Annotated in this window: 17 protein-coding genes; 4 read left to right on the plus strand and 13 right to left on the minus strand. The window is 69.3% G+C overall.

All coding sequences use genetic code 11. From position 1 onward, the window contains the following. Positions 1-266: 266 nt before the first annotated feature. The gene (locus tag ACK8N7_RS16115) at positions 267-968 is read left to right on the plus strand and encodes a DUF461 domain-containing protein (protein WP_403216999.1); all 702 of its coding nucleotides are present in this window, start codon (positions 267-269) and stop codon (positions 966-968) included. 97 nt (positions 969-1,065) lie between these two features. On the opposite strand, the gene phoP is transcribed toward ACK8N7_RS16115, so the two are convergent. Both phoP and phoR read right to left on the minus strand, forming a co-directional pair. Then, on the minus strand, positions 1,066-1,737 hold the full coding sequence (gene phoP / locus ACK8N7_RS16120) for a two-component system response regulator PhoP (RefSeq protein ID WP_007446453.1): 672 nt from the start codon (positions 1,735-1,737) through the stop codon (positions 1,066-1,068). 5 nt (positions 1,738-1,742) lie between these two features. Beyond that, positions 1,743-3,005 (minus strand): two-component system sensor histidine kinase PhoR, encoded by a 1,263-nt coding sequence (phoR, locus tag ACK8N7_RS16125; protein WP_403217003.1) that lies wholly within the window; start codon positions 3,003-3,005, stop codon positions 1,743-1,745. Positions 3,006-3,204: 199 nt separating this feature from the next. Between phoR and phoU the strand changes: the two genes are divergently transcribed. Continuing rightward, the gene (phoU, locus tag ACK8N7_RS16130; RefSeq protein WP_403217005.1) at positions 3,205-3,888 is read left to right on the plus strand and encodes a phosphate signaling complex protein PhoU; all 684 of its coding nucleotides are present in this window, start codon (positions 3,205-3,207) and stop codon (positions 3,886-3,888) included. Positions 3,889-4,208: 320 nt separating this feature from the next. Then, positions 4,209-4,358 carry a hypothetical protein gene (locus ACK8N7_RS16135; RefSeq protein ID WP_015610292.1) on the plus strand — a complete coding sequence of 50 codons (150 nt, stop codon included), beginning with the start codon at positions 4,209-4,211 and terminating at the stop codon, positions 4,356-4,358. Between the two features lie 125 nt (positions 4,359-4,483). On the opposite strand, the gene ACK8N7_RS16140 is transcribed toward ACK8N7_RS16135, so the two are convergent. Further along, positions 4,484-5,812 (minus strand): MDR family MFS transporter, encoded by a 1,329-nt coding sequence (locus ACK8N7_RS16140; protein WP_500442903.1) that lies wholly within the window; start codon positions 5,810-5,812, stop codon positions 4,484-4,486. Between the two features lie 241 nt (positions 5,813-6,053). Between ACK8N7_RS16140 and ACK8N7_RS16145 the strand changes: the two genes are divergently transcribed. After that, positions 6,054-6,815 (plus strand): phosphoglyceromutase, encoded by a 762-nt coding sequence (locus ACK8N7_RS16145; protein WP_031124604.1) that lies wholly within the window; start codon positions 6,054-6,056, stop codon positions 6,813-6,815. 823 nt (positions 6,816-7,638) lie between these two features. Here the strand turns inward: ACK8N7_RS16145 and ACK8N7_RS16150 are convergent. From ACK8N7_RS16150 to ACK8N7_RS16195, 10 genes are all read right to left on the minus strand, one after another. Beyond that, positions 7,639-8,883 (minus strand): tyrosine-type recombinase/integrase, encoded by a 1,245-nt coding sequence (locus ACK8N7_RS16150; protein WP_500442905.1) that lies wholly within the window; start codon positions 8,881-8,883, stop codon positions 7,639-7,641. Continuing rightward, positions 8,883-9,083 (minus strand): helix-turn-helix transcriptional regulator, encoded by a 201-nt coding sequence (locus ACK8N7_RS16155; RefSeq protein ID WP_030636111.1) that lies wholly within the window; start codon positions 9,081-9,083, stop codon positions 8,883-8,885. The genes ACK8N7_RS16150 and ACK8N7_RS16155 overlap by 1 nt, the downstream gene beginning before the upstream one ends. A 2-nt stretch (positions 9,084-9,085) precedes the next feature. Beyond that, positions 9,086-10,459, minus strand: a complete 1,374-nt coding sequence (gene repSA / locus ACK8N7_RS16160) for a replication initiator protein RepSA (RefSeq protein ID WP_500442908.1) — start codon at positions 10,457-10,459, stop codon at positions 9,086-9,088. Positions 10,460-10,587: 128 nt separating this feature from the next. Further along, a complete protein-coding gene (locus ACK8N7_RS16165) occupies positions 10,588-10,890 on the minus strand; it encodes a hypothetical protein (protein ID WP_030636115.1) in 303 nt (100 codons plus the stop codon). Positions 10,891-10,913: 23 nt separating this feature from the next. Continuing rightward, entirely contained in the window at positions 10,914-11,069 is a 156-nt protein-coding gene (locus tag ACK8N7_RS16170) for a hypothetical protein (protein ID WP_106972203.1), read from the minus strand. Between the two features lie 12 nt (positions 11,070-11,081). Further along, positions 11,082-11,273: a mobile element transfer protein gene (locus tag ACK8N7_RS16175; RefSeq protein WP_014047488.1), complete on the minus strand. Its 192-nt coding sequence runs from the start codon at positions 11,271-11,273 to the stop codon at positions 11,082-11,084. 18 nt (positions 11,274-11,291) lie between these two features. After that, entirely contained in the window at positions 11,292-11,957 is a 666-nt protein-coding gene (locus ACK8N7_RS16180) for a DUF2637 domain-containing protein (protein WP_500442911.1), read from the minus strand. A 75-nt stretch (positions 11,958-12,032) separates the two neighbouring features. Further along, a complete protein-coding gene (locus ACK8N7_RS16185; RefSeq protein WP_386254781.1) occupies positions 12,033-13,388 on the minus strand; it encodes an FtsK/SpoIIIE domain-containing protein in 1,356 nt (451 codons plus the stop codon). 2 nt (positions 13,389-13,390) lie between these two features. Further along, the gene (locus ACK8N7_RS16190; protein WP_382285610.1) at positions 13,391-13,747 is read right to left on the minus strand and encodes an SCO3933 family regulatory protein; all 357 of its coding nucleotides are present in this window, start codon (positions 13,745-13,747) and stop codon (positions 13,391-13,393) included. A gap of 139 nt (positions 13,748-13,886) precedes the next feature. Further along, positions 13,887-14,666 (minus strand): GntR family transcriptional regulator, encoded by a 780-nt coding sequence (locus ACK8N7_RS16195; RefSeq protein ID WP_103511814.1) that lies wholly within the window; start codon positions 14,664-14,666, stop codon positions 13,887-13,889. Positions 14,667-14,671 lie beyond the last annotated feature (5 nt).

Consider the following 14,671-nt stretch of genomic DNA (forward strand, 5'->3'; position numbering starts at 1 on the left):
AAGCGCGGCTACCGGTTCGGCCCCGCTTCCGCCGACCGTGGCCGGTTCGCGCTCGCCGGGGGCCCTCCCGCCCGGACCCCGGGAAGAGCCGGAGCGCCTAGGGGCGGGTCGGGTGCGGGGCAGGAGGGGCGGCTCGGTAGCCTAAGGCCGCTGACACACCCTTAGGACGGCTTTACGTCACCCCTTCCCGGCCGTCCGCGGGGCGCTCAGCCCAACGCCCGACGTCCGAAAGTCCGCAGTCCGATCGTTTAGGAGTTGCCGCCGCCGTGAGCCGCAGCCTTCGACACGGCGCTCTCGCCGCCACTGCCATCGCGTTCTCGATCGTCTCCCTGTCCGCCTGCGCGGCGGGCAACAACGCCGAGACGCTCAAGGTCAGGCCGGACAACGCGGCTACCTCGGTGGGCAGCATCAAGGTCCAGAACGCGAACGTGATCACGCAGGCCGAGGCCGAGGCCGAGGGCCCCGCCGCTGTCACGGCGACGCTGTTCAACGACGGCACCGAGGCCGAGGTCCTGGAGAGCATCACGCTGCCCGGCACCGACGTCCGGGTGACGCTCCGGTCGGCGAAGGGCAAGGGCCCCGTCGAGATCCCGGCCGGCGGCCGGGTCATTCTCGGCGGCAAGGGCAACGCCTCCGCCGTGATCGACGAGGGCCGCGAGGCCACGCAGGACGGCAACGTCCAGCAGGTCGTCTTCAAGCTGAGCCGCACGGGCGATGTCGCCCTCGGCGCGAACGTCGTCCCGGCGATCGGCTACTACGAGGACTTCGGCCCCAGCGCGCGGCCCGAGGCCCCGGAACCGAAGCCGAGCGGGGCCCCCTCCGCGAGCGGCTCCGAGACCCCGTCCACCGGCGGCTCCGAGACGCCGGGCACGCCGTCCGGCGAGACCCCGGGCGCCCCGGAGTCCCCGGCGGCCGGTACGGAGCAGCAGGGCGGCACCGCGGGCTCCCAGGAGACCCCGGTCGGCTGACGCCACCCGCGTACGTACGGCGGAACAGAACACGCAGACATGCGAGGGGGCGCTTCCCGGCCGGGAAGCGCCCCCTCGCGTGTCGGTGCCCCGCGGTTTACGGCTCGAACTTGTACCCGAGGCCCCGCACCGTGACGAGGTAGCGCGGCGCGCCGGGGTCGGGCTCGATCTTGGCGCGCAGCCGCTTGACGTGGACGTCGAGGGTCTTGGTGTCGCCGACGTAGTCCGCGCCCCAGACCCGGTCGATGAGCTGCATACGGGTCAGCACCCGGCCCGCGTTGCGCAGGAGCATCTCCAGGAGGTCGAACTCCTTGAGCGGGAGGTCGACCTTTCCGCCGGAGACCGTGACGACGTGCCGGTCCACGTCCATGCGGACCGGGCCCGCCTCCAGGGCGGCCGGGGTGACCTCCTCCGGCTCGCCGCGGCGGCGCAGGACGGCGCGGATGCGGGCGACGAGCTCGCGCGAGGAGAAGGGCTTGGTGACGTAGTCGTCGGCTCCTATTTCGAGCCCGACGACCTTGTCGATCTCGCTGTCCTTGGCGGTGACCATGATCACCGGAACGTTGGAGCGGCTGCGGAGCTGGCGGCACACCTCGGTGCCGGGCAGGCCGGGCAGCATCAGGTCGAGCAGGACCAGGTCGGCGCCGTTGCGCTCGAACTCGTCCAGGCCGTCGGGGCCGGTCGCCGCGATCGCGACCTCGAAACCTTCCTTGCGCAGCATGTAGGACAGGGCGTCGCTGAAGGATTCCTCATCCTCGACGACAAGCACTCGGGTCACGGAAGAGCCTCCGGGGCAGGGAAGGGGTCATAGGAGTCGGTCTCGAACGGTCCCTTGTCGTCGCCATTGACGATAAGGGGTCCGCCGGTGGTGCGTCCCCTCGCGACGCCCGATTCGGGCAGCCGGAGGGTGAAGGTGGAGCCCTGTCCCTCGGAGCTCCAGACGGTGACCTCCCCGCCGTGCGAGGCGGCCACGTGTTTGACGATGGCGAGGCCGAGACCGGTGCCACCGGTGGCCCGTGAGCGGGCCGGGTCGACGCGGTAGAACCGCTCGAAGACCCGCTCGCGGTCCTTCTCCGAGATGCCGATGCCCTGGTCGGTCACGGCGATCTCGATCAGATCCCCGCCCGGTCCGGCGGTGCGGCGCGCCGCGATACCGACCCGGGTGCGGGCGGGACTGTAGTTGACGGCGTTCTCGACGAGGTTGCCGAGCGCTCCAACGAGCTGGCCCCGGTTGCCCCAGACCGTGAGGCCCTCGGTGCCGCCGGAGGCCATCGTGATCTGCTTGGAGCCGGCCTGCTGGCGGCAGCGGTCGATCGCCTCGGCGACGAGCACCTCCACCTTGACCGGCTCGGCGTCCTCCAGGGGGTCGTCGTTCTGCACCCGGGAGAGGTCGATGAGCTCCTGGACCAGGTTGGTCAGCCGGGTCGCCTCGATCTGCATCCGCCCGGCGAACCGCTCGACCGCCTCCGGGTCGTCGGAGGCGTCCATGACCGCCTCGGAGAGCAGCGAGAGCGCTCCCGTGGGGGTCTTGAGCTCATGGCTCACGTTGGCGACGAAGTCGCGCCGTACCGCCTCTATCCGGCGGGCCTCGGTGAGGTCCTCGACCAGCAGCAGCACCAGCCGCGAGCCCAGCGGGGCGACCCGGGCGGAGACGGCGAGGGCGTCCCCCCGGCCGGTGCCGCGCCGGGGGAGGTCCAGCTCCCCCTGCCGTATCTCACCGTCGCGCCGGGTGTCGCGGGCCATGTTGAGCATCGGCTCGACGGCCAGGCGACCGCCCCTGACCAGGCCCAGCGCATACGCGGCGGAGCTGGCCTTGACCACGCTGTCGCTCTCGTCGAGCACGACGGCGGAGGAGCTGAGCACGGAGAGGACCGTGTCCACCCCCGGCGGCAGTGCCGCGTTGCTGTCCGGCCGCAGGGACGTACGCGTGGGCCGTTTCAGGTCGCGCTCGCTCCAGCGGAACGCCAGCATGGCGATCACACCGGTACAGAGCCCGGCGATCGCTGCAGCTGCGGCGACCGCCGCGTTCACGTCCATGCTTCAAGGTTATGCGGGTGCGACGACACTCTCCCAGCCGTCCGAGTGCCATCTCGAACACTCGTCGCCCAGAGTTCACCGAGGGGATGGGGCCGGTTCACTTAGGGGGCCGGATACGGACGCGTTGCGGCCCCACCGTGTAACCGTGGGGGTCGGTCCGAGACCCCGGCCTCAGTTCTGGAACTGGAGAGGGACTTCCATGCGCGACGCTTACCACGAGGAACTCGACTCGATCGGAGAAGGCCTGGTCGAGATGGCCCGGCTGGTCGGGTCGGCGATCGGACGGGCGACCACGTCCATGCTCGACGCCGACCTGAAGCTCGCGGAGAGCGTGATCGCCGGCGACCAGAAGGTCGACGACCTCCAGCACGACCTGGAGGCGCGTGCGATCGCCCTCCTCGCCCGTCAGCAGCCGGTGGCGACCGATCTGCGGATCGTGGTGACCTCGCTGCGGATGAGCGCCGACCTGGAGCGCTCGGGCGACCTCGCCCAGCACGTGGCGAAGCTGGCCCGGCTGCGCTTCCCGCAGTCGGCGGTCCCGCACGACCTGCACGCCACGATCCTGGAGATGGGGCAGCTCGCCCAGCGGCTGATGGCCAAGGCGGCCGAGGTCATCATCACCAAGGACGTCGATCTGGCGCTCCAGCTGGAGCAGGACGACGACGAGATGGACCTGCTGCACCGCACGCTCTTCCAGCACCTGATGGACGACCGCTGGAAGCACGGCATCGAGACGGCCGTCGACGTGACGCTGCTGGGCCGCTACTACGAGCGTTTCGCCGACCACGCGGTCTCGGTGGCCAAGCGCGTCGTCTACCTGGTGACGGGTGAGCACGCGGACGAGATCCAGGCAGCGACGGCGACGCAGGCGGAGGGCTCGTAGCGGTCTGTACGGATCACGCGACGCCCTATAGGGGATCGCGTGATCCTCAGGGGCCCCGGCGCCGCGTGATGGCCTCACGCGCTCCCGGCGCACGCGAGTCGCACATGTGTTCCTGCCCATGTGCGCCGTTGATGCGCCCGCCGGGATGGGCATGCAATGGGGCGGGGACGGCGCCATGGCCGTACGCCGTACGTGCGCGGCCTGCGAGACGTGCAGCAGGTGCCGCACGTGCAGTACGTGCGGTACGTGCCATGTCCGTACGTCCCCGGCGGCGGCGCACCGGCGCCGGCCGCCCAGCCGTACGCCCCTGAGGAGGGACCATGGCCGATTCCCCCATGACCGAACCCCAGCTGGAGACCCCGACCGAAGTGGTGCACCTGCCCGTGCTCGGCGCCTGCGGCTGCGGCTCGGGCTGCGGGTGCGGCTGCCAGTCCGGTGCTCCGTGCCAGTGCGGCGGCTGCTCTGGCTGACCCGCGCGGCTCATCCCGTACGCATGCGGACGGCGCCCGCCCGGTCGGTTCTCCGGGCGGGCGCCGTCGCCGCGTTCCTGCGTGTACGGGTCTTCCCTGTACGGGTGTACGGGTGGTGTGCGGGGTCAGACCGCGCGTTCCACCGCCACTGCCGCCGCCGGGTCGGGCTCGGCCTGGTCCGGGCGGGCCTGGGCGGGTACGGGGGCGGGCTCGGGGACGTTCTCCTCGCCGGGCATCTCCTCGCGGGGCAGGTTGCGCATCAGCAGCCAGTAGCCGAGGGCGGCGACCGTACCGATCACCGCGCAGGCGCCCCAGAGCCAGGCGGCGCCGTAGTGGTCGATCACGAAGCCGGACATCAGGGGCGCGACGAGCGCGGCCACCGACCAGGACATCGTGTACACGCCCTGGTAGCGGCCCCGGCCCTGAGCCGGCGACAGCTGTACGACCAGGCCCGTCTGGGTGGGCGCGTTGACGATCTCGGCGAGGGTCCAGACGCACACCGTCAGGGCGTACACCGCGATGGAACCGGCGAAGGCCGTGAGACCGAAGCCGTACCCGGCGAGCAGCGAGGAGATGATCAGCAGCCGCCGTGGATCGCGGTGCTGGATGAAGCGGGTGACGGGGATCTGGAGGGCCACGATCAGCACCCCGTTGACGGCGATGGCGGTGCCGAAGTCGGAGCTGGAGAGCCCGTCCGCCCCCATCGCCACCGGCAGCCCCACGTACCCCTGCTGGAAGATCAGCGACACCAGGAACGACAGCCCCACGACCCCCATGAAACGCCCGTCGCGCAGGACCGTGATGAGCCGCACCTCGTCCTTGGCCCGCTTCCCGTCGACGGTCTTCACGGGCGCCTGCGCGGGCCGCGACTCGGGCACCTTCACGAAGACGAGGACGGCGCAGACCAGGGTCATCAGGGCCTCGCCGATGAAGCCGGCGAGGTAGCTGTACTCAGCGATGAACCCGGCCGCGGCGGACGAGACGGCGAACCCGAGGTTGATGGCCCAGTAGTTGAGCGAGAAGGCCCGCACGCGGTCCTTGGGGGGCACGATGTCCGCCATCATCGCCTGGACGGCGGGGCGTGAGGCGTTGCTCGCCATGCCGACGAGGAAGGCCACACCCGCGATGGCGAAGGGGTGCACCATGAACCCGAGCACCGCCACGGACACGGCCGTCGAGAGCTGCGCGATCAGCATGGTGGGCCGCCGCCCCAGCCGGTCGGTCATCACCCCGGCGCCGAGCGAGGAGATGACCCCGCCGAGCCCGTGGAGGGCGGCGACGAGACCGGCGTACGAGGCCGAGTAGCCCCGGTCCAGGGTCAGGTAGAGCGCCATGAAGGTGGCGACGAAGGCCCCGAGGCGGTTGACCAGGGTGCTGAGCCAGAGCCACCAGAACTCCCGGGGCAGCCCGGAGACGGTCTCGCGGGCGGCTGTTCTGAGACCGGCGACGGACATGCGGTTCCCCCCACGGGACGTACGGACCAAGGCGCACCGGGTAAGAGCCCCGATGGCAGTCCGAACATTACGAAGCCTCGCTTCCCACCCGCCACCCGATTGACGCCGACCGTCAATCGTCAGCGCGACCGGCGCCCCGGCGGACCGTCAGCCGTCAGCGCGCCCGGCACCTCTGCGGGTGCCCTGTCCGCTACGCGGGCGGGCGCGCGAAGGCCGCAGAGGTTCGATTACGCTCGGACTCATGGCCGACGCACCGTACAAGCTGATCCTCCTCCGCCACGGCGAGAGCGAATGGAACGCGAAGAACCTGTTCACCGGTTGGGTGGACGTCAACCTCACCGAAAAGGGCGAGAAGGAAGCAGTCCGCGGCGGTGAGCTGCTCAAGGACGCCGGTCTGCTCCCCGACGTCCTGCACACCTCCCTCCAGCGCCGCGCGATCCGCACCGCGCAGCTGGCCCTGGAGTCCGCCGACCGCCTCTGGATCCCGGTCCGCCGCTCCTGGCGCCTGAACGAGCGCCACTACGGCGCCCTCCAGGGCAAGGACAAGGCGCAGACGCTGGCCGAGTTCGGCGAGGAGCAGTTCATGCTCTGGCGCCGCTCGTACGACACCCCGCCGCCGCCGCTGGCCCGCGACGACGAGTACAGCCAGTTCGACGACCCGCGCTACGCGACCCTCCCGCCGGAGGTGCGCCCGGACACGGAGTGCCTGAAGGACGTCGTCGTCCGGATGCTCCCGTACTGGTTCGACAGCATCGTCCCCGACCTCCTCACCGGCCGCACGGTCCTGGTCGCCGCCCACGGCAACAGCCTCCGCGGTCTGGTGAAGCACCTGGACGGCATCTCGGACGAGGACATCTCGGGCCTCAACATCCCGACCGGCATCCCGCTCTCCTACGAGCTCGACGCCGACTTCAAGCCGCTGAAGCCGGGCGGCACGTACCTCGACCCGGACGCGGCGAAGGCGGCCATCGAGGCCGTGAAGAACCAGGGCAAGAAGAAGTAACCGCCCACGAAGAAGCCCCCTACCTGCGGTTTAGCAACCAGGAGGGGGCTCTTCTGTGCGCTTGGGCCGTGTGGGGGCCGCCGCGCTAGATGCGGTGGATCCTCACACGAACCGCCACGAGGAAGGCGAACGGGAGGACGGCGAGGGGCTCAACGCCAACCCACACGGCCAATGCCGCGCCTCCGATGCCGACGATGGCGAGGGGCAGCTCACGAGGGGTGAGGTCGATACGCAGGCCGCGGCGTGCCAGGATGGGTTCCTCCGCAGGGCGCATTGCTTCTCCTATAGCTCAGGGAATAGGTGCACCGACGGGGTAAGGGGCCGCTCATGTCCGTGAGTGGCCCCTTGTGTTCCCTTGACGGCAAGGGAGAATTTAGCGGCTTATCCGTGAGTCACGCAAACCCGCAGCTAGAACCCGCAATATGTGCTCTTCGGTTCGCAGGGTGACGCTTTCGAAGAGGTGGCGGGGTGCACGTCACCTGCAGCATCTCTCGAAACTGCAAGAAGGCAGAAGTGAGAATTCGCAGAAACGAGGATTCGCAGAGCGGGGGGGTCGGCTGGGCGGCCGGGCAACCGGCCGGCAGGGTGGGAGGCCGGGCGGGTGGGAGGCCGGGCGGGTGGGAGGCCGGGCGGGTGGGCACTCTCGATGATTCACGACCCGTGAATCCCCTCACCAAATTCCCCGACCAACATTCGCCACACGCACCCCGAATCACGATCCGTGAATTCCCTCACCAAATTCCCCGACCAACATTCGCCACACGCACCCCGAATCACGATCCGTGAATTCCCCGCTCAACTTTCCTGTTGAACATTCAGGAACTCAATAAGCTCTACCCCTCGCGTTCGACATGAAGACCGCAGCAACGGCCTTCCTCGTGCGTGCTTGGCTGGAGGGCATCAGATGTGCGTACACCCTCAGTGTCAGGCCCGGGTCCGAGTGGCCGAGGTACTCAGCCAGCGCCTTGACGTTCTCCCCGGCGTCCAGCAGCACCGACGCGTAGAAGTGCCGCATCGCGTGCATACCGTTCTCGCGTGACTCGGCGTGCGGAGCGCCGACCGCCGGGGTCGGGATGACTCCAGCCGAGGCCAGGGCCGGTTTCCACGCTTCCTCGTTCAGCGAGGTGCGCCAGACATGACCACCGCGCGGTCCCATAAAGATGAGCCGCTTGGTCACCAGCGGTCCGCCCGCCACCTTCCACGGCAACGTGATCTCGACCGGCGGGAATTGCTCCATGTGTGCCCGCAGCGCGTCGGCGACAGGGCCGGGGAGCGGCACGTCCCGCAACTTGCCGCCCTTGGGTGGCGCGAAGACGGGCTTGCTGCGGCTCAGTTTGAGCTGCTGGACGACGTGCAGCGTGTCCGAGCGGAAGTCGATCGCGTCCACCGCGATGCCCAGGATCTCGCCCTGCCGTAGGCCGCAGCCGCCGCCCAGGTCGACCATCGCCTGATACCGCTCCGGCATGCCCGCGCGCACAGCGAAGAGCCGTTCCGTCGTCCAAGGCGTGACGCGCTTCGTGTCCACGGTCGGCGGCCGTACCGAACGCGCGGCGCAAGGGTTCCGTGGAAGGTGCCCGTCATCCACGGCCGCGCTGAGAGCCGCGCGCACGTTGGAGTAGATCGTCCGGGCGTACGAGCCGCGGACACCGTTCGCCTGAAGCTGCTGAACCCAGTCGCGGATGTGCGCCGGCTGGAACGAACCAAGCGGACGCGTGCCGAGGTACGGGAACGCGTGCAGCCGGAGCTGCGACTCCATCGAGGCTTGCGTGTTGGGGTCCGCCCCTTGGGTGGACACCCAGCCCTCCGCGTACTGCTGGAAGGTGGTCCGGGCCGCGCGGGGATCGATGTACTGCCCCCGCGCCATGTCCGCTTCGGTATGGGCCAGCCACTGATCGGCGAGCCGCTTCTGTCGGTCCGGGAAGCTCTTCGACTTCTCTGTGCCGTCCGGCCCGACGTAGCGAGCGCGGTATCGGGACCCCACCCCGTAGCGATCCGACTTCACCTTGCGTGGCTTACCGTCAGAGCCGCTCACGGTCACGAACCAGCGGTCCTGAATGTGTCCGGCCATCAGGCAGCCGCCTCACTCCGGCGGGAGTCGACCCAGGCCCGTACGTCGTCGGGGTCGAAGCGGAGGTGCCGGCCGACACGGAAGCCGCGGGGTCCGGTCCGCTTCCGACGCCACTGGTAGACCGTCTCGACGCTGGGCAGCTCGAACATCTCGACCAGGTCGTCAGGCGTTAGATAGCGACTCGGCAGAGGGAGCGCCATGGTCACCACTCCCCCTCGTCGACCAGATCCGCCATGGCTTCACGGGCGGTTTCGCGGTTGAGCTGGAGACCACGGGCGATGGTCGCGGCAAGGACGGACTCGCCGGGCGAGTGACCGTGGCCGGCGTACTGCCAGTCGGCCAGGACGAGCACAGTGTCCGGGACGCGGTCCTCCAGGCCGAGGGACTGCCGTTCCTGCGCGGCACGGAAGTCGGCGCGGGCTTGGCGGAGCTCGCCGAGGGTGGTCGAGTAGCGGCGGGACTTCGAGGAGAAGTGCCCGCGGAACCCGAGCATGTGTGCCCAGGCACGTAGCCGACGTTCGGGGTAGAGCGGATCGAGGAGGTGGCATGCGGCGATGAGACGGCGGGCGTGGTCGGGAACGCCGTGGCGATCGAGCTCGGAGAGCTCACCGATGCGGCGGTCCAGAGTGCCGGTGTTCTCCGCCGCTTTGGTGGCGTACTTCGCGACGTAGGACGCCACAGCCTGCTCGGTGACATCGGAGCCGTCGCCAAAGGCAACAACCGGGCGGACGTCGAGTTGTGTGCCCCAGCGGAAGGTACGAGCGGGCTGATCGTCGGCAGCGGCAGCGGACACCGAGGTGTAGTTGTGTCGAGCGGCTGCACGGATTGCGTCCGTGAGCAGGTCGACGGTGGCCCAGGACGGAGGAGGGGTGCCGGGCCCGTCCGGCCCGTCGATCCGCATCACGGAGTGGAAGTGAATCGCGCCGCGCTTCTGGAACTCGGCGACCTTGCCGTACGAGAGCCGAGCCGATTCCTTCAGTTCCACCTGCGTGAGTCCGGCGCGGGCCGCGATCTCCCGCCGAAGGCGAGTGGTGAAACGCATCCACAGGTCGCCGGCGTGGTTGTTGAACAGGACCGATCCGGCGTAGTCGTACGTCTCGGGGTCCAGGGCGGTACCGAGCTCGGATGCATCTGCCGAGTGCCGACTACCGCAACGACAAGTGCCACGTTCGGGACGGTTGTGAACCGGGCCGAAGGAAGGGGCGGTAAGGGTGGCGAAGACCCGGGGGTGATACCGCACGGTGGCGGGGACATCGCGGCGGTCGTCACCGGCCAAGCCCGCGCGGATCAGGTGGTAGGTATCTCCGGCGTACGTCCAGGCGCAAGAGGGGCAGCGGGAAGCGCGGCGATTTCCGCAGGCGAGGCGGAGACGTCCGCCGGGCTCGGTCTCGGTCGAGTAGTGGTGAAGGGTCTCGCCGGTGGTCTTGTCCTTGGTGAGGGTCCACCCGGTCAGGTGGATCGGGTTGGAGCAGCCACCGGTGCGGCGGATCTGGTCCTCCCAGCGATGGAACTCGGGGGCCGAGGCCACCCTCAGCAGGTCGCCGAGGGTGAGCCGATCGAGCTGCGATTCAGGCATGTGCACTCCCCCGGCGGCAGGCGGTGCGGTCGGTCATGATGGTGCTTCCTTCCGGATCTGTGGTTCGGGCAGGAGCACGGCTTCCGGACGGCGGATGCTTGGCGGTATCGAGGCCGCCCGGAAGCCGGTCAGCGGTGGTTCTGCGACGCCACGAGCGACCGAACGACCAGGGCGCTGATGGCGAGCGACGCGGCGGTGACGGCGACCGCGAGGAGCATGGAGACCAGGACCGCGCCGACGACCAGCACCACGGCCGTGCCGCCACCGATGACGGCAACGACGGCACCAGGCGTGAGCTGAACCGTGGGACGTGCGGGAGCCGTAGGGGCTGGGGCCGGGGTCTGGTGGGGCACGGCGGGGACGTCGCTCCGGGCGGTTCCAGTGACGATTCCGGTCGGCAACGGGTTGGTGGGGATCTTCGGGCGGAGCATGGCGGTTCTCCCTTCGGTGGGGGTTACTTGACGGCGGTGTCGATCACGGGGGTCAGAAGGCTGTCGGCGAGGAGATAGCCGCCGAGCAGCAGCACGAGCACGAGCCACCAGGGCGGGCGGATCAGCTTCACGCCGAGCCAGCCGACGACGATCAGGGCGAGCCAGAGCGGTACGTCCATGGCGGGTCTCCCTCAGCGGACCTTGCAGCGGTGGGTGCGGGCGGCGAGCTGGGCGGCGGACCGGCTGCTGAAGTCGGACGACCAACCGCAGCGATCGGCGGTGCACACGGCGGCGTGCTGGGTGCGGCCGTGCCGGTCGCGGTGGGTACCGATCTGCACCGGTCCGATCCGCATCACGGAGTGGAAGTGGTCGCGGGCGGGCATGGTGGGTCTCCTCTTGAGTCAGGCGAGCTGAGCGGCAATCGCGGCGGCGAGTTGGGGCGGAACTCCGAGGCGCGCGCGGAGCGTGTCGGTGTCGATCGGTGAACCGGTACGGGCGCGGTGGTCGTCGGCGACCTTCCGGGCGTGATCGACAAGCGCGGCCGGCACGGGCGGAGACGCGTCGGCGGGAGGCAGGACCGGAGACTCCTCAGCGGCAGGAATCGGCGCTGGTTCCAGCTCCGGGGCTTGTTCCTCGGTGACGAGCTCCGGCGCCGAGGGATCAGCCGTAGGCACCGCCGGAACGGGCGTGCGCTCCTCGACCGGGGTCTCCGTGTGGGCGAGGAGCGTCCCGCCGAGGAAGGCAAGCGCGGGCCATCCAGCGATGCCGAAGCGCAACCAGGCCGGAGGGTGCGCGAGATCGAGAAATCCGGCGGTGGCGACGTTGGCACCGAGCGAAGCGACGAGCGCGATCAGGAACCAGCTCCAGGCGAGCCGGGACGGGCCGTCCTTTCGTAGCCGCCGCCAGGCAGCGACCAGGAGCAGATCAACGCTGATCGGGTAGGCCCATGCCTTCCAGCCGTCCTGGCCCGCGGCGGCGGCGAGGTCGTGGAGGTGGGCGAAGGAGAGCGCGCCAGCGATCACGGCTTGGATCAGTACGGCGTCCACGCGCATGGAGGGACGGGCCATCGGACTTCTCCTTTTCGGCATGGGACGGGTAGGGACTTGGCGCGGGAATGGTCACGCCGACCGGTGAGCGGAAGGTCAGGCGGTGGTGGGCGCGGCTTTGGTGAGCGGCGCGGTGGCCGAGGCCAGGGGTGCGACGGCGGGCCGGAAGGCCGCGAGGGCGGGCACATCCGGAGTGCGGTCGGCGTGCCGGTTGCAGATGTTCACGGCTTGGCGCAGTGAGGTGTGTGGTGCCCGGATGCGGGTCCATCCACCAGTCGAGTCACCCGAGACCGCGATGCCGGGGACGTCGGTGGGAATCTGGATCGCGGCAAGGACGGCGTCCGGAGCAATGTCTCCGAAGGCCATGTTGGCGCTGGACTCGTCGTTGACGCGGTGGGCGGTCCGACCGGTGAGTTGGGCGCGGAGCATCGTGATGCCCTTGCCGAGTTCGGATCCGAAGCGCTGGCCACAGATCTCCAGGTAGATCCCCGCGGCACGGCCGAGCTGGGCGAGGCGGACCAGAGCAGTGACGATCCTGTCGCGGCGCTTCTCCTCGTCCTTGGTGGCGAACAGCGCCAGCTCGGCAACCTCGTCGACCAGGACCACGACCGGAGTCGGGCGTATGTCGGCTGGCAGGTCCCAGATGTCGGCAGCTATGTCGGCGTCCGGAACGTCGACTGTGATGCGCTGAGCGGAACGGATGAGCTGGTAGACGTCCTCCATGTGCTGCACGAGTGCTTCGAGGAGTTCGAGGGCGGTGTCCGGGTTGTCGGCGAGGGCGGAGAAGCGCCGGGCGAGCGGGAAGAGCTCGACGCCCTGTTTGCAGTCGATCCCGACGAGCGCGACGTCGTGCGCCGCGAGGCCGGCGACCAGGTTGCGCTGGTAGACGGACTTCCCCGACTCGGTCGCGCCGAGCGTCAGCCCGTGGGGCACAGCCCGGTAGTCGCGGTAGTGGACGGATCCGTCCTCGCGCAGTGCGACGGGGATACGCATAGGCGCGGGGCCGGTTTCGGCGGGCATCTGCACCCGCCGAAGGACGTCGTATCCCGTCATTCGTAACTCCACGATTCCCGAGCGAAGTTCGCGGGAGGTGACTCCGTACATCCCGAAGGAGTGCCGGAGGCGGTCGGTGGCCGAGGCAACGTCGAAGGCATCCTGACCGGGACGGAGCTTGATCCGCAGGACCAGCCCGGTACGAGTAGGCCGAAGCCGGAGAATGCGCGGGGCCCTCGACTCGGGAACAGGGCCGTTCGTCATCCGGGCGAGGGAGAGTCGCCAACGCGCGGGCGGAACGGTCAGCCCGCAGGCCTCCATGACCGATGCGTATCGGACCGCTACCCGCAGCGCGGCAAGGGTGACCCCGAAAGTCATCCAGTACCAGGCGGGACGCCGCCACCGCAGGATCAGTGCGGTGACGACGACCAGCAGCAGCGTGACCAGGCACCCGGTCATGATCAGGCCGCCTTGGGCTTCTCGGCAGCGGCGACGAGCGAGGTGACCGCCACCGCACGGAAGGCGATGCCGTGGCGCTTCTGCCCGTTGAACTCGTTCTCCCACGGCCGAGCAATCAGTCCGGTGACGGCGACAGGCGTGCCCATCATCAGCTCACCGGAGATGCCCGGCTCAGGGACGGTGACCGAAAGGATCTCCACCTCCTCGTTCGCCGCGAACATCACGTCTACGGTCATGAGCTTCGCGCCGCTCTCGATGTCCACGGCGATCTCGCCGGTCCGGCGGTCCTTGACCTTGATCTGCGGGGGCTTGGCGACCAACACGGACGCGGCGGAGGTGTCGACGGGGATCGTACGCACAGAAGATCACTCCTATAGAGGTGCTCGACTCAGCCACTCATGTACATGAGTGACATAAAGAAGAGTGCATCACTCCTGTACATGAGTCAACCCGCCGAGACGAGGAAGTCACGGCGGGCTGCGGTGAGTTGAGCGTGCGTCAGTCGGAGGCGGGGATCCGGTAGCTGAAAACGAACTGGTCAGCGGCCATGAGCGTGTCGCACACCTCTACGACACGATCCTCCGTCGTCCTTGCCTCACGGATCAGATGAACCACTGAAGCACCGGGGCTTAGGGCCAGTTCGGAGGCTTCAGCCTTGGTGGCCAGCCGGGCTTGCAGCGTCTCGACGAACTCCGCGAACTCGTGCCCGTGGTCTTCGAGGCGGGCATAGATGCCACCACCGCCGGGGTTCTTCGCGAACAGCTCGGGGATGTCCTTCGCGACGTCCCACGGGAGGTACGACGTGGCCGTCTCGACGGGGGTCTCGTTGCGGAAGTAGAGGCGACGCCGGGCGAGCACCTGAGTGCCGGCGGGGACACCGAGCCGCTCCGCGATGTCGTTCGGAGCGTCCGTCGGACCGATGTACAGAACGCTGACGCCAGCCTTGGCGCCGGACTGCTCCGACTCAGCGAGGTACGCGGCCTTGCCGCCCTGTCGGTGGGAGCGCTTGAAGCGGTCCGAGGAACGGTGCCGTACCGGGGGCCGGGCCTTCACCATGGAGCCCTTGCCCTGGCGGGTCTCCACGAGGTCACTGGCGCGGACCTCCACCATGGCCTTGCGGATGGTGCCGCCGGAGACGCCGTAGCGCTCCACGAGCTCCGATTCGCTGGGCACCATGTCGCCAGGCTTGAGGATTCCGGCGCGGATCTGCTGAACGATCTCCTCGGCGATCTGCACGTACCGAGGTACGGACTTCCCACCTCCTACTGCTGTTTCCATAGTCC

Source organism: Streptomyces griseobrunneus, assembly GCF_046713465.1.
GTDB lineage: Bacteria > Actinomycetota > Actinomycetes > Streptomycetales > Streptomycetaceae > Streptomyces > Streptomyces microflavus.